The sequence below is a fragment of the Sporolactobacillus kofuensis genome (assembly GCF_024125425.1).
GTDB lineage: Bacteria > Bacillota > Bacilli > Bacillales > Sporolactobacillaceae > Sporolactobacillus > Sporolactobacillus kofuensis.
The window spans coordinates 1-23,129 of the sequence record NZ_JAMXWN010000016.1 but is presented as its reverse complement, the minus strand read 5'-3'; the positions used below and the strand labels follow the sequence as shown (position 1 = coordinate 23,129).

The following is a 23,129-nucleotide window of genomic DNA, read 5'->3' as shown; positions in this document are numbered from 1 at the left end:
CATTCATTCCTCCTTCAAGGTTTTTCGAATAAAGCCCTTTGCTTCGTGTAATTGATCAATCGCATTTTCATAGGAACAATTAAGTAAGATCATGACGATAGCAGCTTTAACATTGTGATGCGCATCTTCAAATTGATGCTGCGCCGTTTCAAAAGCGCAACCCGTAGCCTGCATAATGATGCGCTTCGATCGCTCGATCAACTTTTTATTCGATGGCTGCAGGTCTACCATTAAATTTCCGTAAACTTTTCCAATCTGAACCATGGCTGCAGTGGAAATCATATTAAGGACCAGTTTCTGAGCGGTACCGGCTTTTAGTCGCGTTGAGCCTGTCAGCACTTCTGGACCTGTTTCAATTTCAATAGCGACATCTGCATCGTGACTAATTTCTGCGTGCGTATTACAGGCAAGACTTATCGTTTTTGCTCCTTGGCTTCGTGCATAATTAAGTCCGCCAATCACATAGGGTGTTCGCCCACTAGCAGCGATACCGATAACAGTATCCAATTTACTGATCGCTTGTCTCTGTAGATCTTCACCTCCCAGTTTCTCGTTATCCTCTGCGCCTTCGATAGCCGTCGTCAATGCCTTTTCTCCACCAGCAATGATCCCTTTCACCATCCGTGTAGAAACGCTGAATGTAGGCAGACATTCCGATGCGTCGAGAACACCGAGTCTTCCACTTGTACCCGCACCTATGTAGATTAACCTGCCTCCTGCTTGGAATGAGGAAACCACGCATTCGACAGCTTTTTTAATCGCTGGTAGCGATTTTTGAATGGCTAGAGGTACGGTTTGATCTTCATGATTCATTAATGCTAATAATTCATGCAGGGACATGGTGTCGAGGTTCATCGTGTTCTGATTTCGGCTTTCGGTAGAGAGGTTTTCAGTCACTGCAAACACACCTTTTCTGTTTTCTTTATTATGTTTATTACTAATATTCTATTAAATTGAAATAAAAAGTCAATATATTAGATAAAAATAATGAAATTAAGTTTCATAAATGAGCAAATAAACGCTCATGGTTGGCCATTTATCGTCGAAATTTAATGACTGCTTCACGCGCTTCACGGTATTGGTCAACCAGTTGATTACCGGAGAGATGGAACACGCTGAGATAGAGTGCATCGATGATGTTCAGTTGTGTCATGATTGATGCAATACTGCCGATCCGAAAGTCTTGCTCCACAACGGGCGTACAAAGTTGAATATCAGATAGCTTAAAAAGTGGAGAATTTTGCGCATTGGTAATCGCTATGATACACGCGTTTTTATTCTTCATCAGTTTTGCAAGTTGGAGTATGTCTTTTGTTTTTCCTGACATACTTACCGCAACGAATACGGATGAGGATGTTAGAAAGGGGATTGTAGCGGCGAGTTGATGAAAATCCGGAGTCATTACTGAATGATAACCCAGTCTCGAAAATTTATAACTTCCGTCAATAGCAGCAATGGATGATCCGCCAACACCAAAAAAAATAATCCGATCTGCTGACAGAAGATGTTCCACAGCCTTTTCAAAATTTTTTCTTTCGAGGGAAAGCTGGGTTGATTCAATTGCTCTTTTATTTAATTGGGTAACTTTACAGAAAAGATCGTAAGGTGAATCCTTTTTCTGAAGGCTTGAAAAATCGGTGAGATCTTCATGAGAAAGTGTGAGTTCTTTTGCCAATTCAAGTTTAAAGGTTTTGAAATTTGCTGCACCAATCGATTTACAGAAGCGTACAACACTTGCTTCACTTACATCGGCCTTAATCGAGAGGTCTTTGGATGTCATGTTTGGCACAAGTTCCGGATACTTCGTAATATAAGCGCCCACTCTTTTTTCTGCTTCGGATAAGTGGTTCAGACGATTTTTTATTTGCTGTATCAGTGAACTCAATTGGTCGTCCTCCATTAAGGAATGCATGCGCATTGCTCCATATTTACCTAATCATATTATTGATTGAGAAGGGTTGCAAGAAAAGAAGAAAAGAGTAGGGAAAATATAGTCGATTAGAACTGATGAAGTTAGGTACTACTTGTAAAATGCTAGTTCTCGATGTGCCAATGCGATGCGCTATCCATGTTATATTAATCATAGAGTTTGTAAGAGAAGGGAGAACAAACGTGAAAAGGATTGCAGTGTATTGTGGTGCGAGCAAAGGGAAGAACCCGATTTATGAAGACTATGCGGTAAAACTAGCAAAATGGATCACGGACGCGCAGTGTGAATTGGTCTATGGCGGTGGGAAAGTAGGCTTAATGGGAATCGTTGCTGATACGGTGCTGGATCATGGCGGGAAAGTAATAGGCGTGATGCCCCAATTTCTCGTTGATCGAGAAATTGCCCATGATCAATTGAGCCGGCTAGTCGTTGTCAATGATATGGATGAACGGAAAAAGAAAATGATGGATTTATCTGATTGCTGTATGGCATTGCCTGGAGGGCCAGGAACACTTGAAGAGATATCCGAAGCAATTTCTTGGGCTCGGCTTGGAGAGAATGCCAGCCCATGCATTTTCCTTAATGTGAATGGTTATTACGACTTAATCGGTCGCTTTTTTGATCAAATGGTGGATGAAGGGTTCCTTTCATCAGAAGATCGCAAAAAAGTTCTTATTTCTGATTCATTTGATGAAATCAAGACGTTTATCGAGACCTATGTTCCACCTCATGTAAGAACGTATTCAAAATAAGTGTTTTTCCACACAGAAAGAGAGCACCACGCATGTACTGCGCAGTGCTCTCTTAATTAATGTTATTGAGGTATTGCAACGAGCGGCTTTGCCAGATTTTGCTGAATGAACTGTGCCGCACGCTTCACATCGGAGTCTGTTGGAGGTTCGATGCCTTCAAGTGGATAGTCAAGTCCCATCGCTTCCCATTTGAACACACCCATTTTATGATAGGGCAGTATTTCAACACGTTCAACATTATTCAGCGTGTTGATGAACGCGCCAAGATCAGTTAAATCTTTTTCAGAATCGGTAACGGTTGGGACGAGCACATGTCTGATCCAGACCGGAATTTGTTTCTCAGATAACAATTTTGCAAAAGCAAGAATATGTTTGTTTGGCTGCCCGGTCAGCCATTTATGACGTTCGGCATTGATTTCCTTAATATCCAAAAGGACAAGATCCGTGTATTTGGCAAGTTCGTCAAATTGCTTGTGGAAGAATGGAGCATCCACATAGCAGCAACCAGACGTATCAAGTGCAGTATGAACACCAATTGCTTTGCATGCCTTGAAAAGCTCTTGCAGAAAAGGCATTTGCAGCAATGCTTCGCCGCCGCTTACGGTGATACCACCGCCTGAGGACTGAATAAACGGCAGATAGTCTTTCAATTCACTGATGATCTGGTCCACGCTGATTTGTTTTCCCGATCCAATAGTTCGAGTATCGACATTGTGGCAATACTTGCATCGGAGTGGGCATCCTTGCATAAAGACAACATATCGGATGCCAGGTCCATCAACGGTGCCGAACGATTCAATTGAGTGAATATTTCCGAGAATCACAAGCAGCACCTTCCTTCTCAAAACGCATGCCTAGCAAAAGAATAGAACTCATATTGATTGGTGGAACGTACGATGCAGCACTTCCAATTGTTGCTCACGTGTAAGTTTAATGAAGTTTACGGCATACCCTGAAACACGAATCGTTAGTTGCGGATACTTCTCCGGATGATCCATCGCATCAATCAGTGTCTCGCGGTTAAATACATTGATATTAATATGATGACCCCCTTTTACCGCGTATCCATCAAGCATTGCATCCAAATTAGCTTCACGTACTGCGTCATCTTTTCCCAGAGCTTGTGGAACAATCGAAAATGTATTTGAAATACCATCGAGCGAATAACGGTACGGCAGTTTTGCAACCGATGATAGAGAAGCAAGTGCACCTTTGCTATCCCGACCATGCATTGGGTTCGCTCCAGGGGCGAAAGCTTCACCGCGTAAACGTCCATCCGGAGTGCTACCCGTTTTCTTGCCGTAGACAACGTTTGAGGTGATCGTCAATATTGATAAAGTCTGAACAGAGTCACGGTAGGTATCAACTTTCTTAAGCTTATTCATGAACCGTTCAACAAGGTCAACCGCAATGGAATCGACGCGATCATCATTATTTCCGTATTTTGGAAAATCGCCTTCAATGGTAAAACCGACTGCAAGGCCATCATCATCACGTTGTACATGAACCTTTGCATATTTTATGGCACTGAGTGAGTCTGCGGCAACACTCAGTCCAGCAATACCGGTTGCCATCGTGCGCAGAATATGCGTATCATGGAGTGCCATCTCGCTGCGTTCGTAGGAGTACTTATCATGCATATAGTGAATGACATTTAATGTATTGATATAAAGATCAGACAACCAATCCATCATCCGATCAAATTTCATCATGACCTCATCATAATTCAGGACGTCACTTGTGATTGGAGCAAGTGCTGGAGCAACTTGAACCTTCTTGATTTCGTCAATGCCGCCATTAATCGCATAGAGCAATGTTTTTGCTAAGTTTGCGCGTGCACCGAAGAACTGCATCTGTTTCCCAATCCGCATAGCAGATACACAGCAAGCAATGCCATAATCATCGCCGTATTGTACGCGCATCAGATCATCATTCTCATACTGAATTGCACTCGTTTTAATCGAGATTTTGGCACAATATTGCTTGAATGCTTTTGGTAGTTGTTCAGACCAAAGAACAGTCAGGTTAGGTTCTGGAGCTGGGCCGAGATTTTCCAGTGTGTGCAAGAATCGGAATGAATTTTTCGTAACGAGTGTGCGTCCGTCAACAGACATTCCGCCAATGGATTCTGTTACCCATGTCGGATCACCGCTGAATAATTCGTTATAATCTGGTGTACGTGCAAATTTCACCAAACGTAATTTCATCACAAAATGGTCGACCAGCTCTTGTGCTTCTTCTTCAGTTAAACTATGGTTCGCCAAATCACGTTCAATATAAATATCAAGGAAAGACGAGGTTCGACCAAGGCTCATTGCAGCGCCGTTTTGTTCTTTGACGGCAGCAAGATAACCGAAGTACAACCATTGGAATGCTTCATGTGCATTTGATGCCGGCTTGGAGATATCAAAACCATAGCTTGCAGCCATTTTTTTAATATCTTCTAAGGCACGAATCTGTTCAGTCAGCTCTTCTCTCAGGCGAATGATGTCTTCGCTCATTTTGCGGCTCGTGGTTTGCTTGTCGATTTTCTTTTGATCAATCAGAAAATCAATGCCGTAAAGCGCGATACGGCGGTAGTCGCCAATGATCCGTCCACGCCCATAAGCATCAGGAAGACCTGTGATAATGCCCACGTGACGAGCAAGTTTCATTTCATCAGTATAGGCATCAAAAACACCTTGGTTATGTGTTTTTCTATAGTCTGTAAAAATATGATTCACTTCGTCACTCATTGTATATCCATACGATTCACAAGCTTGTTTTGCCATACGAATGCCACCAAAAGGCATCAATGAGCGTTTGAACGGCGCATCGGTTTGTACACCGACAATTTTCTCGAGTGATCGATTTAGATAGCCTGGCTTATGGGAGGTAATCGTCGATACAATTTCAGTGTCCATATCCAGAACGCCGCCGTTTTTTCGTTCCCGTTCAGAAAGTTCCATAACCTGTTTCCAAAGTAATTCAGTATTCTTTGTTGGTCCGGCAAGGAATGACTCGTCTTCCGTATACCCGTGTATGTTTTTCATAATAAAGTCTCGAACGTCAATTTCATTTTTCCAAATGCCATCCACGAATCCATCCCAGGCGGATCCGTACTTACTTCCCTTAATTACTGCTTCCATGTCGTTCATCTCCTCATTTAAATGGTCGATTATTTGAACGCATTATCCTTGAGCACATCTTAATTATATAATATCAGATGATAACGCTTACAATTCGATTATGACTTTTTTGTTAACAATACAACTGTATATTATTGGCTATTTTGTGAATGGAGTTGTGAAAATGATTTAGAAAGAAAGCGCAACCATCAAATTTCTGGTAATCTATAAGTAAATCATATGGGAGGAAGTGGTTTCATGTTTTGCCCAGTATGTGAAGCTGTACGAATGAAAGAAGTTGAAAAGGATGGCGTGCTGATCGATATTTGCCCAAGTTGCAAAGGTGTTTGGCTCGACCGAGGAGAACTGGATAAAGTATCAAGTAGGGTAAAGGAAGCACGTTCGTCCTATGATGACAAATATGAGGATCATGACGATCGAAAAATGTACAATGATGATTATCGAAAGGGTAACTATTATGATAAAGAACATTATAAAGGCGGGTACGCGCACAGAAAAAAGAAAAAATCGGTTATGGATATGCTTGGCGATCTCTTTGATTGACAAGGAAAGATCAGAAGGTCCGATGAAGGGGTTCTTCCCTTTATCGGACCTTTTCTAATGATAAGAACCATTACTCATTGTGAAGAAGACCAAATCGATCCAAAGCTGCTTGAATGCCGTCTTGATCATTGGAGAGCGTCACGAAATCTGCAGCGCCTTTTACAATTCCTGGGGCGTTCTCCATAGCAACACCGATCCCAGCGAAGCGAAGCATATCCAAGTCATTGTAATTATCGCCAAATGCAAGGGTTTCATCACGACGAATGTTATAGTTGTTCAAAAGTAGTTGCATCGCACTTGCTTTGCTGACATGATCAGCCATAATTTCGAGATACGTAGGTTTTGACTTGACCATCACTACTTGTAAATCAAGTGCACTCAGGGATTGATGGAAGTGATCAATTTGCACCGGATCACCCATACAGAGCACCTTATGGATTGGAGGAATTTCTGCGGCCGAATGTTCATCATGAAAATCATACAAAGTCATTGGAGTACCGGCAATTGCGTATTCCTGATCGATCCATGGATCATCAGTGTTTGAAACGAGCCATTGATCAAAGCTGTACGCAGAAAAGCTAATATTAGGAAAGCGATTACAAATTTGTCCGTAAATCGTATTAACACTATCGGTACCCATGGACACGTTCAATAATGGTGCGTCTGTCAGCTCTGTTTGTTTTGAATGAATAATAAGCGCTCCGCTGTAGCAAACAATAGGGTCGGTTAAACCCAGTTGCTTCTGCAGAGGAAAAATGCCCCTCGGCATGCGTGCAGAAACGAGGATGAATGGAATGTTACGCTTCGTGCATGCCTTGATCGCTTGAATTGTTTTTGTTGTGAGGACATGATTTGAATTTATGAGTGTTCCATCAATATCACTGAAAATCATTTTAACAGACATAGAAAGCACTCCTTTATTAAATTCATGGATGATGGGTTCCTGTGATTTATTTTGCAATCACAACTTGTGTCCCATTTTCTAAAGCGATCTTATTCATCTGATCAGGTAAAGGCTGATCCGTGATGAGGACATCAAATTGTCCCCAATTTAATGATTTGAATCGTCCCTCTGCACGGATTTTCTTATGATCTGCAAGAATGACGGTGCATGCAGATTGTTTTGCGACGAGTTGCGTGATCCACGCATCTTCCTGATCTTGATAATACAGACCATCTTCAGTGATTGCTGCAACGCCGAGAAAAGCACTGTCAAAATGAATGTTTTCTAGTTCTTTCATACTTGTGAGACTAAAGAAAAATCGATTGCTTGTGTTCAGACGTCCACCAAACAAATGGACAGTTGAGTGGTGTTCGTTCCGTGATAAAAGTTCAGCAACATCCAAAGATTGGGTAAATACTGTAACGTTCTTATCCAATTGTTTAGCCAAACAGGATATGGTGGTTGATGCATTGAAAAAGTAGCAGCCTTTTTCTTGGAGTAGCGTCGTTGCTTGTTGACCGATCCTCATCTTTTCATCGGAATAGGTCTGCAGTCGATCTCGATATGCAAGAATATCATGATGCAAATTGAGCAAGGCAATGCCGCCATGGGTACGAATAGCTGCCCCTTGTTCAACAAGTCTTACGATATCTCGACGTGCGGTATCCCGCGATACGTGATAAAGGTCGCAAATGTCTGATGTGGACATACTCCGATTTTCTTTTAAATAGTTAAGAATAGTGACGAGACGTTCTTCCTGATAAATCATTACCACCTCCCATTAATGCATAAGTAATTATAAGCATATATACGTGTTTATACAACTTTTGCGCGCTTATAAATTGATGAGAAAAGGCTTTTTCTTATTTGACTTTTTGAATTGGAGCATCTATACTAAAATAGACCTAATGTGAAAGACAAGATTTTTATGGTTTTCATGAATATACTGTCGTTGATTTGGAGATACTTTGAAACGAATAGTATGAAAAGCTGATTGCACATTGCGCTGAATCATACTGGCTCGGTCAGAGGAACCGTAAGGATGGAAGAGAGGTAGGGCTTTCGTTGTTTCGGCGCCGAATATGCCGATTATTGTTTTTGGTTTTGGTTTGTTTCGATTAGGTCTAAATTTTATGATTGAACGTATGATAAAGAGGAACATTTATAATTCACGTATTATAAAAGGATTATCAATGTGTGGTACTTTTTTATTGATACTTTTTATAATATGTGAATTTTTTATTTCTGCGGGAAGAACCTTAAAGTGCCGGATATACATTCGACGCTGGTGGGAAAAGTTACGCCAGATAAAACATACGCATATATCAAACTTAAGTGCGTTCAAGCATTTGAACATCCACTTATTATTAGGAGGTTTTCTTCGTGAAAACAGGTACAGTAAAATGGTTTAACAGTGACAAAGGTTTCGGCTTCATCGAAGTTCCGGGCGAAAATGACGTATTCGTTCATTTTAGCGCAATCCAAACTGACGGATTCAAGACTCTTGACGAAGGTCAAGCAGTAGAATTTGAAATCGTTGAAGGCAACCGTGGCCCTCAAGCAGCTAACGTTACAAAGCTGTAATTAATTTTTTACAGAAAAAACCGTTTCCTCGAATAGAGGGGACGGTTTTTTCTTTTCTTTACGAACGACGAGAAAGTAGTTAAAAATGTAGAAAAAGTAAGGTTGAGTATTGGCATATTGTTGCATTTTATTTTATGATTAACTGTGATCTTTATACTTGACTTGGAGGAAGTAACTATGTCACAGCTAGAAGAAATACTGGATTATAATCAACACTTTGTTAAAAACGAATCCTATAGACCGTATGAAGCGCCGAGTCGTCCAGTAAAAAAAATGACAATTGTCTCATGTATGGACTGCCGATTAATTGAACTTTTGCCTAAAGCATTAGATGTTAAAAATGGCGATGCGATTATGCTGAAGTCCGCCGGCGGGATGGTTGAGTCTCCGTACAGTAATACGATGAAGAGTATTCTTGTGTCACTGTATGAGCTTGGCTCTGAAGCAGTGTACATTATCGGACACACGAATTGTGGCATGCATGGATTACATGGACATAAAATGGTTGACGATATTAAACAACGCGGTGTCAGTGATCAAAAGTTTGCTACGGTACGTGAGCAAGGTGTGGATCTTGACCAATGGTTAAATGGTTTTCAATCAGTTGAAGAAGAAGTCCAAAAAAGCGTGACGATCGTTAAAAATCATCCTTTACTTCCGGAAGGAACTCCGGTAATTGGTCTGGTCATTGATCCGAAAACGGGTGAGCTCAAAAAGATCTGATTGCGTGTACCTCTCGCCAATCTTCTGTTTCCTAGAACTTTCCAAATGTTATTCTGCATATGGAAAACAGAGACGGCACAGAATAGGCGTGTAAGGGAGGTGAAACACATGGCAAATTCAAATCAATTAGTCGTGCCAGGTGTACAACAAGCAGTTAATCAGATGAAAGAAGAAATTGCTCGTGAATTTGGAGTAAACCTGGGACCGGATACAACATCAAGAGCAAATGGTTCGGTTGGTGGAGAAATTACGAAACGTTTGGTAGCTCAAGCTCAATCTCAATTTGGTGGGTACCAGAAATAATCCGAATAAATTTAAATAATTAATAAAGGGAACGGTTGCTTACTGTTCCCTTTTTGCTATTTAAAAAAAGGACCTAGACCGAATCGGATGAGATTTCGCAGGACATGTAGATGCCTGGTTCTATTTCATTCGCCCAGCACATAAGCTGTTGACAGGAATGAAGTACTGATATGGATTCCGAAGAGGGGGATAACCTTGGTATATCGCTTACTTGCACTGGACATCGATGGAACCCTGTTAAGCAGCAATAATCGGCTTAATCGGCAAACAAAGGATGCCATTCAGTATGTGCAGAAAAAAGGTGTCATTGTCACGTTAGTCTCTGAACGTCATTTTCACTCCGCTGCAAAAGTTGCACGCGCCTTGCGATTAACACAACCCATCATCACGCACGGCGGTGCCTTTGTTTCTTCTTCAATGGATCATCCGGTATATACAAGCAAAATTGATCACAGTGTGCTGATGCAGCTTGCTGAGTTTTTAGAAACCTATCCATGCCAAATACAGATGTCACATGAACGGTTGTCGATTAGCAATCGGCCGCTTCAAAAAAATTTGATTGCTAAAATGACTATTGGAATGAATGAACCCCTTTTTTATCCGGTCACCTACGTCGATTCTCTTAGTCAATATCTTCTCGAGAATTATGAAGGCGCTACAGATGTTAAAGTGAAACTGGAAGACAAGAAAGTGATGGATGACTTAGAAAAGTCAATCAATGATTATTTTCCTTCCCTCGATGCCTGGCGAACAAGTTCGGACAGTTTAACATTAGTACGTAAAGGCACATCTAAATTTAATGGGCTGCTCTTTTTTGCGGGTCAGCTCGGAATTCCTCTCCATGAAATTGTTGCCGTAGGGGACAGTGTGCAGGATGCGGAAATGATTGAAAAAGTTGGGCTTGGTGTTGCGGTGCGTAATGCGCCTGCGGAAGTCAAAGCGAAGGCAGATTGGGTTACACGCTCCAATGATATGGAGGGTGTTGCCTATGTTGTTCGTGAAGTGTTCAGAAAACAGATTCGTGTACATTAATCACGATACTGTTATTGAGGCAGCCGTTGGTTACGGCTGTTTTTTTGTATTCTTGTGAAATAATTGAGAACATGTGATCGGCTATGATAGAATGAAAGCAAACGAACATACGGAAGTAGGGATTCGATGATTCGGTTTGTTCACGCTGCTGATTTACATTTGGATCGCCCATTTGAAGGATTGACAACGTTACCTGAAGAAATTCACAAACGTGCGGCTGAGAGCACGTTTCAAGCGCTCCGGCATTTGGTCGATAAAACAATTCATTCGAAAGCGGATTTTCTTATCATAGCTGGAGACATCTTTGATAACAGTCATCGCAGTATTAAGGCACAACGAGCGTTTATTAGCGAAATGGGACGGCTAGAGCAAGCTGGAATTCCAGTCTATATATCCTATGGCAATCATGATTTTATCAACCAGTCATGGAATCATCTTACACTTCCAGATAACGTGCATGTCTTTCCTGAGACGCCTTCGATGTTTTCACTTCAGACCACACATGGATTGCACGTCCATTTGTATGGTTTTAGTTATCAACAAAGATGGATCCATACGGATATGGCTGCTCAATATAGCCGTACAGGGCAAGCAGATTACCACATTGCTCTCTTGCACGGAGAACAACGCAATCCTAATGATTCGGGTAAGTATGCACCCTTTACCCAGCAAGAATTAATCGAGAAGGGATTTGATTATTGGGCTCTGGGTCACATTCATAAGCGGCAACAGCTTGCAGTCCCGGCACCAATTTGGTATCCCGGCGATATCCAAGGTCTTTCTTTTAAAGAATCGGAGTTGGGAGAAAAGGGCGCATCACTTGTTGAACTGGATGCTCATGGTGCTCACGTACATTTTTTTCAAACGTCGGTTATTTACTGGGACCGTGAAAAGCTGCCCTTCACCGGTCCATTAACTGCAGAAAATCTGGAAGAAGCGTTAACTAAACTTAAAGAAAAATTTAGAGAAAAGCATCATGCTTGCTTCATACGCGTCGCGTTCTCATTTGCCGATCCAGGGCGAGAACGCAATGACGTTGAAGATATGGTTAAAGAATTAATTGATGCTGTAAATGAAGATGAATCAGATCAGTCTGATTTTATTTGGCTGATTCAGGGGGAATGTTCGTACAAGAGTGTATGGGACAAACAGGAAGTGATGACTAGTTCACATTTTGTTGGAGATCTTTTTCGATTTATTGAAGAACAAGACAGCGTGGATCGTGCTACGGAACTCCTTTATCATCACCACTCCGCAAAAAAGTATTTGACCGCGCTCACGCCCTCTGAACAACAACAGATCAGAGCAGAAAGTGAGCAACTGCTTGCAGATGCACTCCTTTCTCTAGACATCGAGAAGCAATGATAAATAAGAATGTCAGGAGGTGAACGGAACGGCTATTCGCATAAAGCCGTCATTTACCTATGAAGATAACCTCATTGGAAATAGCACAATTCGGCCGTTTTACGCAGAATAAAATAATTTTGCCGTCTTCCTCTTTTGCAATCATCTATGGTAAGAATGAAGCTGGAAAATCGACAGTGATGCAATTTATTCTTAGTCTTCTCTTTGGTTTTCCGCAAAAAAAAGTGCTGGAAAAATGGAAAGGGAAGCACCAATCCGGACCATTCGGCGGTTCATTATCCTTTATTGCCGATGATGGAGTTACCTATCGATTAGATCGATCACTTGGGGAAAATCCACACCTAGTTTCGGCAAACGGTACACCTGGAGATTTTCACGCATTCATGCGCGGCATGGATCAAATACTGTACAAGAATGTGTTTTGTTTTGATCTCGACGGTTTGCGGAATATTGAGCAAAAAACACCAACAGATCTGAATGATCTTCTACTCGGTGCAGGAATGATCGGCAGTGGAGCACTTGGAAAATTAGAACAGATGCTTGAGAAAAACTGTGGCCAATTATTTAAAAAAAGTGGGAAAAAGCCGCAGATCAATCAACTCTTTGCGGATCTTAATAACTGTTCGGCAGATCTTAAGTTGTGGGAGCAGAAACTTGATACTTTTCAGACCTTACAGGAAAATATTAACACCAATAAAATACATTTAGCAGAGCTTGAGAATCAGGAGAAAAATTTGCAGCAACAGTATCACCAATGGACATCTTTCTCCGCAACGAAACCGCTCCTTTTAAACCTTCGAGCCATGGAATCCGAAATGAAGGATCTAGAGAATTTACCTGAATTTCCGTTAAACGGGAAAGAAAACTATGTTGATTTATGCAAAACGGAACGGACCTTGCACGATGAGTGCACTACTTTGAATGATCAGATTGAGACCCTTGATGAGTCGATTCGAGTGATTCATGTTGATGCGCAATGGTTAGAGGAAGAACCGGCATTAAATCAACTTTTCCATCAGGCAACGGTTCATGAACAGAATGAACGTGAACGTTATCGATTAAAAGCTGAACTGCTCGAACAACGTGCACAATTTGAAACGCTTGTTCGCCAGCTTGGTCCGAAATGGTCGATTGAGTCCATCCGAAATGCTTCAAGCTCATTTTCTCTTAGTGCGGAGTTAAAAGAGAAATTGGCTGTCTGGAAGGAGAAATTGAAGGATTGTCAAGATAGTGAAAGAGATATTAAGCGTGCTAAGGAAAAGGTGCACTTTCTAGAAAAACGAATGCAAGAAATGCGTGCGGATTCATTGACTGTCGGGAGCCGCACGACTTCTAGGGCACAGAGTCCAGCAAATCATTCTTCACAGAGATCTTTTGTATTTTGGACAATTCTTGTCATAGCCATTGCCCTAAGTATTAGTTCTGCATGGTTGATCACCCCACTCACAGCTATTCCTGTTTTCCTATTTGGTGGAGTGATGGCAGGCGGTTTCCTTATTTTTTCCAGACAAGGCAGTGGGAACAGCTCTTCGGCGGATCAACAAGAGCAACGACACTTAGCGGAATTCTCATTGATTGCAGATCAATTGACGACTGAGAAAATGAGCATCGAAGCAAAATCTGAACAGCTTAAGGCCTGCGCTCAGTTATGCAAGGAACGAGAAGAAAAATTGCACGTGTGGCTTGGAGAAAATGGGTATGCAGTGGATCATCTAGAATGGGCAGAAGATATCGTGCACTTGGTTGAGCGTGCAAAAGAAAAAGATCATAGAATCGCACTGTTAATGAAACAGATCCAGCCATTGCTGCAAGCTCATGAAGCCTTTGAACAGGAGAGCATCAGAATCGCTCAGAAGTTCGGGCTAACAGAAGGCGATGTCCCTTATATAGAGAAGTGTTACCATCAGGCCCGTGAAAAAAGGAATCAAAGAGACGATCTGCTGACTAAACGTGTGATGCTTATAAATCAAAAGGAACGCTACACCAAACGAATGATTAAGCTTGCCGAAGATAAAACGCATTTACTTCATCTTGCCAATGTGGAAAATGAGCAGCAATTTTATCAAGCGGCTGAGTATGCTGCACGTGCTCATGAACTAAAAAAACAAATCCGAGAATGCAGAAGTCAGCTTATTACTTTGGCCGGTTCAGAAACACGCCTTAAAGCGCTTTTTTCCTACTTAGATGATCACAAATGGGAAGGCAATACGGAACAAGCGTTTAAAATGCGTAGCGCAGAGCTTAAGGAAAAAATGAGGACGATACGTGCACAACTGGCTAATGATCAAGCCAGCTGTGACAACATGGAAGAGAATGACTCATATCGTCAGACACTTGATCGTTATCAAGCATTACGCACAGAAGCAAATTTAACTGCAAAAGATTGGGCGGTCTATCAGACAGCATTTTGGGCCATTCAAAAAGCAAAAGAGCAATACAGGCAACATCGGCTGCCAAGGGTCATGAATGAAGCATCACAGTATTTCCAAATGATTACGGATAAACGTTATGAAAGTCTTCAGCTCGATGAAAATGGCTTTAGTGTCCGCCGAAGCGATGGGCAGAACATTTCAGCTGTTGAATTGAGCCGAGGAACTGCAGAACAATTGTATCTTTCACTTCGCCTCGCACTGATGGGGATGTTTGGTGATTATGAGACATTTCCGCTAATTATCGACGATGGTTTTGTGAATTTTGATCAGGACAGGTCACAAAAGGTGTATCGCATACTGAAAGAGGTTGCGAAAAAACGCCAAGTCATTTTATTGACTTGCCATGAGCACACCTTCATGCACGAACATCCCGAACAAGTACTCGTGCTTAATGAACAAACGAATGTACAGACGAATAGTTCAATAATAGGCTAATTTTGAACGTATTCTTTGTGAAATTTATTTCATTTATCTTATTGAGTTCGCCTGCATGCTATAATTTGTTTAGAATATGTTGCAAATAAGGATGATTTCACTATGACTGAGACACACTATAAAATTAATCTAGTCGAAGATGAGGAGAGTTTGTCTTCCATTCTAAAAGCGTACTTGGAGAATGAAGGATGGGAAGTCTCTGTTTTTCATACAGCTGAAGAAGCGTTGGACTATATGCATAACGGCGTCCATTTATGGATATTGGATATTATGTTACCCGGTATGTCGGGGTATGACTTGATTCGAAAGATTAAGGAGAATCATTCGGAACAACCTGTAATCTTCATTTCAGCAAGAGATCAGGATTTGGATAAAATTCTTGGACTGGAATTGGGCAGTGATGATTATCTGGCCAAGCCTTTTCTACCAAAAGAACTTGTAATTCGAGTGAAAAATCTACTTCATCGTGTCTATGGGGCAGGTATCCATGAAAACCGTATGGTGGTTTCCAAATATCAACTTGATGTCGTTCGCCGAAAGGTTTTTGATGAAGAAAACCAATCCATCGAACTGACCACCAAAGAATTTGATGTATTACTCTACTTGATGGAAAATGTAAATGTTGCGAAATCAAGACAAGATATTCTTACCGAGGTATGGGGTGAGGATTATGTAGGTTCGGATCGAGCTGTGGATGACGTGGTTCGGCGAATTCGTAGAAAAATGGGGCGTTTATCACTTGAAACCGTCTATGGCTCAGGATATAGGATTGTCTCATGAAATTACCTTTTAAAATGACTCTGACGAAGCGAATCTGGATATGCTTTGCGTCGCTTGAGTTACTCATCGGAATAATTCTGATCATTGTCTATCCTTACTCGATACAAAGCACATTAAAAGAAAATACTTATCGAACCATTGAAGTGCAGCAGATGTTGGGGTTTCAAGAGTTAACCGGGGGCTATGGTGTTGATAATCCAGGAGCAAAAGTTCATGATCATGAATCAACCAGCTCTATTTGGACGCTAATGGTAAATAATCAATTTGAAACGATTATCGGTCGTACACAATTGAATCATTCCACATTGATGAAGATGAAACGAAAGATCGGGCATCAGAAGAGTCTACTTGCTCGCTATACGCTTAAGACCAATAATTCAACAATGTATTTCGTTGTGAGACGCATTCGAATAGATGGAATGAATGGTTATCTGATTTCATATATGTGGGATACTTATAATAATGAGTTAGCAGAAAGCTTGTGGAGTCGTCTTATTTTCACATTTGTTCTCGCGAGTATTCTCAGCTTATTCTTGGCTTTCTTGTTAGCACGTTATTTGAAACGTCCGCTGGATATACTGGGTAGGCGATTTAAAGAAATCTCGAAACTGAATTGGGAGAAGCCGTTTGAGTGGAAAGGTGACGTAGAATTTGAACGTCTTTCTGCACAATTTGAAGAAATGCGTCTCAACTTAATAAACTATGATCAATCACAAAAGGTGTTTCTCCAACAAGCTTCTCACGAATTAAAAACACCGATTATGATCGTGCAGAGCTATGCGCAATCGGTGAAGGATGGCATTTTTCCTAAAGGCGGATTGGATGATTCAATGGACATTATCATTCGAGAATCGCAACAAATGGAGAAACGTGTTCGAAAATTACTGTATTTTACTCGTTTTGATTCATTAGGGAACAAAGCGATGCGTTACTCTAGGATTCGTTTCGGGGAACTTGCAAGCCTCGTACGAAAACGATTAATGGTTCAGCGATCGACAATAGAAATTCACGTCACTGGTGGCGAGACCATCGTCTATGCAGATCGGGAACAGCTCCAGACTGTACTTGAAAACCTAGTAGAAAATGCCTTGCGCTATGCTGTTCATAATATATGGATGGAAGCTGATGGAAATGGCTCATTAAGAACAGTGATTACCGTAAGGAATGATGGGCAACCTATTCCGGATCATGAACGAAAAGTGATGTTTGAGCCATTTCAAAAAGGCGAGAAAGGTCAATTTGGTTTAGGTTTGGCAATTGTCAAGAAAATTGCCAATAATCATCATGGTACGATCAATGTTAGGAACATTGCTGATGGTGTTGCGTTTGAAATGAATCTGCCTGCACCACCTCATGAGAAACAAAACGGAGTATCTGATAAGATAGAATAGAGAAGACCTGACTGACGCGTGTTTCTAACCGTCAATCAGTGCATTTTCATGGAGAAAAGAATGGCTGCACAGAGCGCCATTTTGAAAGGAAGGGTTCATGGTGAAAGGAATCGCATTTTATAAAGAAGGCGAGCACGTTCATGAATACCTGTTGATAAAAAGCGTGTCTAAAGGATTGGCAAGTAATGGAAAACCTTTTCTTACGATTATGCTTCAGGATAAGACAGGCGACATTGAATCGAAGCTTTGGGGAAGCACGAATGAGGATGAGAATAATTATGTACCTGGGGTTGTTGTTTTGGTTGAAGGTGACATAACGACCTTTAGGGGCAGAAATCAATTTAAGATCCGCACCATTCGTCCGGCTTCGGAAGAGGATGCCATTAATAAAGCTGACCTGGTTATGGCAGCCCCATTATCTATTGATGAGCTAAATGAGAAGATTACTCAATATCTTTTTGAGATTAAAAATCCAGTTATACAACGTTTGACACGTGCTCTATTAAAAAAGCATCATAAAGACTTTTTTGAATATCCTGCTGCTGTGAGCATTCATCATAATTTTCTTTCAGGGTTAGCCTATCATGTCTGCTGCATGCTCGATATGGCTAAAGCGGTCGTCAACATGTATCCGGAAATCAATAAAGATTTACTTTATGCCGGAATCATTATTCATGATATGGGCAAGCTTGTCGAGTTATCCGGAGTTACAGCGACGAGCTATACGCTAACTGGTAATCTTCTCGGCCATATATCCATTATGATTGATAATATTGGCAAGACGGCCGATGAATTGGGGATTAGCGATCGAGAGGAAGTTTTGTTGCTACAACATATGGTACTTAGTCATCATGAAAATCCAGAATGGGGAAGTCCAAAACCGCCGCTCTTTAAGGAAGCTGAGATCCTGCATATCCTTGATGATATGGATGCGAAGATCAATGTGATGACGCGTGCAGTTCGTAAGACGCGTCCTGGTGAATTCTCAGAACGAATTTTTGCTATGAATAATCGTTCCTTATATCGACCATCTTTTGATTCAAGCGAAGCGGAAAGTGGCATAAACCAGAACGAAGATTAAGGACGGAATAGAGCATAAACGCCTTGTCTCCCGCATAGAGTATCTATGTGAAAACAAATGATGGACAAACGTCATCGAGCTTGATGGAGGCGAGACAATGAAACAAGCCAAACGTTCACTGGTTGCAGTTGCTTTGCTTTTCTTACTGTTCATGATGCAACAATTCGGTTTGATCGGTCCGATACTTGATAAAATTGAAAGTGTTGCTTGGTGGGTGTATTTGGTCGTAGCCGGAATTATCTTCAGCGGTTATCAAGCCTTTCACTTATCAAAGCAAGATAAGGATCTTGATGAGGAATGGGTTGAACAGCAAGGTAATGTGTATATGAAAAGAATAGACGCTGAAAAAGAACGTCGTAGAAACCGCAAAGATCCGAGAGCCATGTCTTAATTGACAGGCTTTCGGATCTTTTTTCGTTTCGATTATGTTTCGGTTACCCAGTGGTTAAAGAAAGACCGGGCAAAAAGCCGTCCAGTCCTTATGTTGTCTTCATTACATTCGATTACTCGCTTGCCACGATGGAACCGTGAGTCTTCCTTGTACAGGCTGAGATCTGCGGGATCTCGCTGGCACCTGATTCCGTAGGCGTCTCGCATCTTCGCTACATTTTGAGCAAGAAGGTTTATGCTATCTTTTCTGTCAAAAAGAGCCTCAACAGAATCACTTGATTCTTGCTGAGGCTCTTTGTTTTATTGCTGTGTAGTTGTTGGAGTTGATGTTGTTGCAGAGCTATCAAAGATGTCCTTGAATTCTTTATCTTTAACTTGAACATCCGCTTTCTTGATCAGGCTTTTAATCACTTCATCTTGTGATTTTTCCTTGCTTGCAAGATAAGCTTCTTTAACTGAAGATTTTAGATCTTTATAAGCATCTTTTTTTCCTTCAAGTTTAATGATATGATAACCGCCATCAGTACTGGAATAAACAAGCGGGCTAATCTGTCCAACCTTAAGTTTCATCGCTGCATTACTGAATTCCGGTACCATTGTTGATTGTTTAAACCAGCCAAGCTCGCCGCCTTTATCCTTGGATCCGGTATCAATGGAGTATTGTTTTGCCAGTTTTGCGAAGTCAGCTCCACTTTTAACTTTTTTCAAAACAGACTGGGCAGTCTTTTTGCTCTTGATTAAAATGTGGCTTGCTTTAAGTTCAGTTAATTGAATCTTGTTCTTATTGTAGTAATCTTTAAGAACTTTATCATTAACCTTGACGCCGTCTTGCTGTGCTTTAGTCATCATTAAAGAATCTTTGATCTGACGTCTAAATTGAGCTTCAGTCAGATTATTTTGAGCAAGTGCTTGTTTGAATTGAGCTTCAGTAGAGAATGTTTTGCGTACTTGATTGAATTTCGCGTCGACTGCTTTTTTCGAGACATTATATTTTTTTTCAAGCAATTTTTCATAGACGAGATTCTGAAGTACCGCTTCACCATTCGTTTTCTTCAATTCATTATAAAAATCTTCTTTTGTAATATTGCCGCTTTTCGTTTTTACAACAACGGCGTTATCTCCACCGTTACCGCAGGCTGCAAGGCTTGCGAGTACAATAACGGCAGCTAGAACCATCATTAGCTTCTTCAAGACGTCCACTCCTATTTTATAATGTTCCACATTACAACAGTATTTCGCATCAACTTGCGGTTATCCGTCGCATGACGCAGTAATATTTTCTACTGTGTTCTATGAAATACAGCTTGTAAACACTGTCCATTTTAACGTATTAGAGTATTGATTGTCGAGGTCGGGTTAGAAATTGTATGTGCCAAGCGATTCTCGGAATGTCATCTGAATAGTAAACACTAGGCAAAAACCGCTCGTTTTTATTTGTATCCATTGCGCTTCGATTGCTCGCTTGCCGCGGGCAATCCGCGAGTCTCCTCATCGATGCGCGTGATTTGGTTCGCACAGCATTAGAAATGCGCTATAATAAGAAAATTATAGAAAACGTAATTGTGGGCAAAAGTTATGCGTGCCTCAGTTTTCTTATAAGGAAGAAATAGAAAGGAAGTATTCGATTGAATTCAGCGAGACATGTCGGAAAACTTAATATGTGGAAATTTGCATTTCTAACTTTTCTCATTCTTGAAGTGGTTGCCTTATTGGTTATTGTAGGGATGATTACAAATGGCTTCTCAACGAAAGATGCACCACTGCCGCGTACAGACCGGACGCAAGGACATGCTATTTTTTCTGTACAGGCAAATAAGCAGCAACTCGAAAACATGATCAATGATCAGATCGATTCAAATCGCAATAAACGGCTATCCTATCATGTCGACATTAATGACCAGCTGGTACTGAACGGAAAATATAAACTCTTGTTTACAGCAATCCCTTTTTCATTAACGTTTACGCCAACCGTCTCCAATGGTGACGTGGTATTGAAAGAGACAAATGTCAAATTAGGCAGTTTGCCCTTGCCTGACAAACAAGTGCTGAGCTTCCTAAAGAGCGGTTCAAAATTCCCTAAATGGGTCGTTATTCAACCGAATAAGCGCCAAATCTATATTAATCTGACTCGTGTTCAGGTTCAAAAAGGCCTTTATTTACGAGCGGAGACGATGAATTTGCCGAAGAATGACGTGACGTTCAGCGTACATCAGACAAATTGAGGTAGGATCTAACCTTGATACCGCTTGCATTAATAGCCTATACAAGTGTTAGAATAGACAGAGAAAGTTGATGCTTTGCACGAACCATATTAGGGGGGATTGCGTTGAAAACCTTTGCTCAGAAACTGGAAAAATACGCAGAATTAGCAGTAAAAGTCGGTGCGAATGTACAAAGCGGACAAGAAGTGCTGATCAAGGCACCGATTGATGCTGGAGAGCTTGTTCGGATCGTCACAGAGAAAGCCTATCAAGCCGGTGCGAAACGTGTGTATTTTAATTGGACTGATGATCACCTGACTCAATTACGCTTGAATTATGCATCCGAAGATGTCATTGGTGAGTATCCGATCTGGAAGGCAAATAAACTGGAGGATCTTGTAAAACGTGGCGCTGCATGCATCGATATTCGAACGACGGGAATCGGTATGATGGATGGCATTGATCCAAAAAAGGCAGCCCTTGACCAAGAAACAATGTGGCGTGCTTTAAATACTTACTATGATTATCGTATGTCTGATCGGGTCAGCTGGACCATCTTGATCTATCCTACGGTAGAATGGGCAAAGAAATTATTCCCGGGAAAGATCCGCGAACTAGCACTTGCCGATCTTTGGGATGTTATTTTCAAGATGACCCGCGTTGATTGCGCAGATCCGGTTCAAGAATGGGAACAACATAAGAAGACGCTTGCTGAGAAAGTAGCCATTTTAAATAAGAAAAAATATAGAAAATTGCATTATAAGGCACCAGGGACGGATTTGGAAATTGCTTTTGATCCTGCTTATCTTTGGAGTGGTGGGGCAGCTGTGAACAGTGCAGGTACGACATTTGTTCCTAATATCCCTACAGAAGAAGTATTCACATTACCACTGAAAACAGGAGTAAATGGCACGGTTATGGCAACACGCCCACTGGTCTATGGCGGGAAACTGATTGAAAAATTGTCCATCAGTTTCGAGAATGGACGCATCACCAGCGTCAATGCACGGGAAGGCGAGGAACTGATCAGTCATATGATCGAGACGGATGACGGCTCACATTATCTAGGCGAAGTAGCGCTTGTTCCGAACAATTCTCCTATATCCAAATCCGGTCTCGTCTTCTTTACTACTCTATTTGATGAGAACGCTTCTTGTCATTTGGCCATTGGCAAAGCTTATCCGACATGTTTGGATGGCGGAACGAAAATGTCTACGGATGAACTAAAGAAACATGGAGTCAATGAAAGCTTGATCCATGTTGATTTTATGATCGGTTCCGATCAATTGGATATTGATGGAGAAAATGCTGAAGGTGATTGGGAACCTGTATTCCGCAATGGCATGTGGGCATTTTAAAAAGAAAAAAAAGTACTGTACTTTTAACGTAATAAAGGAGCGATTGGAGCACAATTGATGCAAAATCCGGACTGGATTTTGGCCCAATTTTTGTTAATCGATCAAAAAGAGCGTCCGAACCTTAGAGGTCACATCCTCATCTGGTCGGGCGCTCTTTTAATGAATTAAAGTGAAGGCGGTGTTTCTTCTTCTCCGGGTTTCTTCTCAGGAGAATGTTCTGTCATTTTGTTTGCTAATTTATCTTTCGCAGCCTCTAATTGAACCACATTATTTTTAATTTTGGTCAGATAGGGCTGCACATCTTCTTTCCATTCCTGCAAAAGATTACCAAGGTCGCTGACTGTTGATTTCAATATTGGCATACTCTCATCTTTCAAAGCAATAACACGATCTTTGACCATTGAGATACTGTTGGCCGCATCTTTAAGTGGCTGTTGAATGGTGCTTGCCGCATCCTTTATGTCATTTCTGAATTCCTCACCTTTCTTTGGTGTGGTCAGCAAGACAATGGTGCCGCCAACAAGTCCACCAACAACAGCGCCGATTGTGTACGAGAAAAATTTACCCAAATTGTTCACCCCTCGCTAATTTTGCCTTCTTTTCTTAACTCTATTATACCCTAGAGCCCGATGCTTATCACTTAATTGAATGGTAACCATGAAAAAACCCTCGTTTTGATATGAACCCCAAAAGTTGGACATAGTTTTAAGCGACTTGCTCGGTGGTTGAAATCCGATATTCAATCGGACTTTGACCAT

General features: G+C 41.3%; 22 protein-coding genes. 14 read left to right on the top strand and 8 right to left on the bottom strand.

Annotated features, from left to right (window positions below):
- Nucleotides 1–3: 3 nt before the first annotated feature.
- On the bottom strand, nucleotides 4–897 hold the full coding sequence (gene murQ / locus NIE32_RS12170) for an N-acetylmuramic acid 6-phosphate etherase (RefSeq protein WP_253077165.1): 894 nt from the start codon (nucleotides 895–897) through the stop codon (nucleotides 4–6).
- A 139-nt stretch (nucleotides 898–1,036) separates the two neighbouring features.
- A complete protein-coding gene (locus NIE32_RS12165; protein ID WP_253077164.1) occupies nucleotides 1,037–1,885 on the bottom strand; it encodes a MurR/RpiR family transcriptional regulator in 849 nt (282 codons plus the stop codon).
- A 227-nt stretch (nucleotides 1,886–2,112) separates the two neighbouring features.
- Here NIE32_RS12165 and NIE32_RS12160 point away from each other — a divergent pair, with 227 nt between their 5' ends.
- Entirely contained in the window at nucleotides 2,113–2,682 is a 570-nt protein-coding gene (locus NIE32_RS12160; protein WP_253077163.1) for an LOG family protein, read from the top strand.
- A 62-nt stretch (nucleotides 2,683–2,744) separates the two neighbouring features.
- Here the strand turns inward: NIE32_RS12160 and pflA are convergent, their stop codons facing one another.
- Together pflA and pflB are read right to left on the bottom strand one after the other, a co-directional pair.
- On the bottom strand, nucleotides 2,745–3,503 hold the full coding sequence (pflA, locus tag NIE32_RS12155) for a pyruvate formate-lyase-activating protein (protein ID WP_253077197.1): 759 nt from the start codon (nucleotides 3,501–3,503) through the stop codon (nucleotides 2,745–2,747).
- Between the two features lie 51 nt (nucleotides 3,504–3,554).
- Nucleotides 3,555–5,810 (bottom strand): formate C-acetyltransferase, encoded by a 2,256-nt coding sequence (pflB, locus tag NIE32_RS12150; RefSeq protein ID WP_253077162.1) that lies wholly within the window; start codon nucleotides 5,808–5,810, stop codon nucleotides 3,555–3,557.
- Between the two features lie 237 nt (nucleotides 5,811–6,047).
- Between pflB and NIE32_RS12145 the strand changes: the two genes are divergently transcribed.
- Entirely contained in the window at nucleotides 6,048–6,353 is a 306-nt protein-coding gene (locus NIE32_RS12145) for a TFIIB-type zinc ribbon-containing protein (protein ID WP_253077161.1), read from the top strand.
- A 70-nt stretch (nucleotides 6,354–6,423) separates the two neighbouring features.
- On the opposite strand, the gene NIE32_RS12140 is transcribed toward NIE32_RS12145, so the two are convergent.
- Both NIE32_RS12140 and NIE32_RS12135 read right to left on the bottom strand, forming a co-directional pair.
- The gene (locus NIE32_RS12140) at nucleotides 6,424–7,257 is read right to left on the bottom strand and encodes a Cof-type HAD-IIB family hydrolase (protein ID WP_253077160.1); all 834 of its coding nucleotides are present in this window, start codon (nucleotides 7,255–7,257) and stop codon (nucleotides 6,424–6,426) included.
- 46 nt (nucleotides 7,258–7,303) lie between these two features.
- Nucleotides 7,304–8,065 carry a DeoR/GlpR family DNA-binding transcription regulator gene (locus tag NIE32_RS12135; RefSeq protein WP_253077159.1) on the bottom strand — a complete coding sequence of 254 codons (762 nt, stop codon included), beginning with the start codon at nucleotides 8,063–8,065 and terminating at the stop codon, nucleotides 7,304–7,306.
- 614 nt (nucleotides 8,066–8,679) lie between these two features.
- Between NIE32_RS12135 and NIE32_RS12130 the strand changes: the two genes are divergently transcribed.
- The 10 genes from NIE32_RS12130 to NIE32_RS12085 all read left to right on the top strand — a co-directional run bounded on the left by NIE32_RS12130 (nucleotide 8,680) and on the right by NIE32_RS12085 (nucleotide 18,813).
- On the top strand, nucleotides 8,680–8,880 hold the full coding sequence (locus tag NIE32_RS12130; RefSeq protein ID WP_253077158.1) for a cold-shock protein: 201 nt from the start codon (nucleotides 8,680–8,682) through the stop codon (nucleotides 8,878–8,880).
- 177 nt (nucleotides 8,881–9,057) lie between these two features.
- Nucleotides 9,058–9,603, top strand: a complete 546-nt coding sequence (locus NIE32_RS12125; RefSeq protein WP_253077157.1) for a beta-class carbonic anhydrase — start codon at nucleotides 9,058–9,060, stop codon at nucleotides 9,601–9,603.
- 108 nt (nucleotides 9,604–9,711) lie between these two features.
- Entirely contained in the window at nucleotides 9,712–9,906 is a 195-nt protein-coding gene (locus NIE32_RS12120; RefSeq protein ID WP_253077156.1) for an alpha/beta-type small acid-soluble spore protein, read from the top strand.
- A 195-nt stretch (nucleotides 9,907–10,101) separates the two neighbouring features.
- Entirely contained in the window at nucleotides 10,102–10,938 is an 837-nt protein-coding gene (locus NIE32_RS12115; protein ID WP_253077155.1) for a Cof-type HAD-IIB family hydrolase, read from the top strand.
- 126 nt (nucleotides 10,939–11,064) lie between these two features.
- Nucleotides 11,065–12,303, top strand: a complete 1,239-nt coding sequence (locus tag NIE32_RS12110; protein ID WP_253077154.1) for a metallophosphoesterase family protein — start codon at nucleotides 11,065–11,067, stop codon at nucleotides 12,301–12,303.
- Between the two features lie 59 nt (nucleotides 12,304–12,362).
- Complete coding sequence (locus tag NIE32_RS12105) at nucleotides 12,363–15,170, top strand: ATP-binding protein (protein ID WP_290443612.1); 2,808 nt, start codon at nucleotides 12,363–12,365, stop codon at nucleotides 15,168–15,170.
- Nucleotides 15,171–15,272: 102 nt separating this feature from the next.
- The gene (locus NIE32_RS12100) at nucleotides 15,273–15,950 is read left to right on the top strand and encodes a response regulator transcription factor (RefSeq protein WP_253077152.1); all 678 of its coding nucleotides are present in this window, start codon (nucleotides 15,273–15,275) and stop codon (nucleotides 15,948–15,950) included.
- Nucleotides 15,947–17,341 carry a sensor histidine kinase gene (locus tag NIE32_RS12095; RefSeq protein ID WP_253077151.1) on the top strand — a complete coding sequence of 465 codons (1,395 nt, stop codon included), beginning with the start codon at nucleotides 15,947–15,949 and terminating at the stop codon, nucleotides 17,339–17,341. Before NIE32_RS12100 ends, NIE32_RS12095 begins: the two co-directional genes overlap by 4 nt.
- Before the next feature lie 97 nt (nucleotides 17,342–17,438).
- On the top strand, nucleotides 17,439–18,422 hold the full coding sequence (gene yhaM, locus NIE32_RS12090) for a 3'-5' exoribonuclease YhaM (RefSeq protein ID WP_253077150.1): 984 nt from the start codon (nucleotides 17,439–17,441) through the stop codon (nucleotides 18,420–18,422).
- A 97-nt stretch (nucleotides 18,423–18,519) separates the two neighbouring features.
- Nucleotides 18,520–18,813 (top strand): sporulation YhaL family protein, encoded by a 294-nt coding sequence (locus NIE32_RS12085; RefSeq protein WP_253077149.1) that lies wholly within the window; start codon nucleotides 18,520–18,522, stop codon nucleotides 18,811–18,813.
- 299 nt (nucleotides 18,814–19,112) lie between these two features.
- Here NIE32_RS12085 and NIE32_RS12080 read toward each other — a convergent pair whose 3' ends face one another.
- Nucleotides 19,113–20,003, bottom strand: a complete 891-nt coding sequence (locus tag NIE32_RS12080) for a peptidylprolyl isomerase (protein WP_253077148.1) — start codon at nucleotides 20,001–20,003, stop codon at nucleotides 19,113–19,115.
- Between the two features lie 434 nt (nucleotides 20,004–20,437).
- Here NIE32_RS12080 and NIE32_RS12075 point away from each other — a divergent pair, with 434 nt between their 5' ends.
- Nucleotides 20,438–21,034, top strand: coding sequence for a YpmS family protein (locus NIE32_RS12075; protein ID WP_253077147.1), 597 nt, complete (start codon nucleotides 20,438–20,440; stop codon nucleotides 21,032–21,034).
- A gap of 104 nt (nucleotides 21,035–21,138) precedes the next feature.
- Nucleotides 21,139–22,371, top strand: a complete 1,233-nt coding sequence (locus NIE32_RS12070; RefSeq protein ID WP_253077146.1) for an aminopeptidase — start codon at nucleotides 21,139–21,141, stop codon at nucleotides 22,369–22,371.
- A gap of 164 nt (nucleotides 22,372–22,535) precedes the next feature.
- Here the strand turns inward: NIE32_RS12070 and NIE32_RS12065 are convergent, their stop codons facing one another.
- The gene (locus NIE32_RS12065; RefSeq protein WP_253077145.1) at nucleotides 22,536–22,949 is read right to left on the bottom strand and encodes a YtxH domain-containing protein; all 414 of its coding nucleotides are present in this window, start codon (nucleotides 22,947–22,949) and stop codon (nucleotides 22,536–22,538) included.
- Between the last annotated feature and the right edge of the window lie 180 nt (nucleotides 22,950–23,129).

What these genes read in the sequence shown, in the direction of transcription:
- pflB (WP_253077162.1), bottom strand. Translation starts at nt 5,810, where the DNA reads ATGGAAGCAGTAATTAAGGGAAGTAAGTACGGATCCGCCTGGGATGGA.
- NIE32_RS12145 (WP_253077161.1), top strand. Translation starts at nt 6,048, where the DNA reads ATGTTTTGCCCAGTATGTGAAGCTGTACGAATGAAAGAAGTTGAAAAG.
- NIE32_RS12140 (WP_253077160.1), bottom strand. Translation starts at nt 7,257, where the DNA reads ATGTCTGTTAAAATGATTTTCAGTGATATTGATGGAACACTCATAAAT.
- NIE32_RS12135 (WP_253077159.1), bottom strand. Translation starts at nt 8,065, where the DNA reads ATGATTTATCAGGAAGAACGTCTCGTCACTATTCTTAACTATTTAAAA.
- NIE32_RS12125 (WP_253077157.1), top strand. Translation starts at nt 9,058, where the DNA reads ATGTCACAGCTAGAAGAAATACTGGATTATAATCAACACTTTGTTAAA.
- NIE32_RS12120 (WP_253077156.1), top strand. Translation starts at nt 9,712, where the DNA reads ATGGCAAATTCAAATCAATTAGTCGTGCCAGGTGTACAACAAGCAGTT.
- NIE32_RS12110 (WP_253077154.1), top strand. Translation starts at nt 11,065, where the DNA reads ATGATTCGGTTTGTTCACGCTGCTGATTTACATTTGGATCGCCCATTT.
- NIE32_RS12105 (WP_290443612.1), top strand. Translation starts at nt 12,363, where the DNA reads ATGAAGATAACCTCATTGGAAATAGCACAATTCGGCCGTTTTACGCAG.
- NIE32_RS12100 (WP_253077152.1), top strand. Translation starts at nt 15,273, where the DNA reads ATGACTGAGACACACTATAAAATTAATCTAGTCGAAGATGAGGAGAGT.
- NIE32_RS12095 (WP_253077151.1), top strand. Translation starts at nt 15,947, where the DNA reads ATGAAATTACCTTTTAAAATGACTCTGACGAAGCGAATCTGGATATGC.
- yhaM (WP_253077150.1), top strand. Translation starts at nt 17,439, where the DNA reads ATGGTGAAAGGAATCGCATTTTATAAAGAAGGCGAGCACGTTCATGAA.
- NIE32_RS12085 (WP_253077149.1), top strand. Translation starts at nt 18,520, where the DNA reads ATGAAACAAGCCAAACGTTCACTGGTTGCAGTTGCTTTGCTTTTCTTA.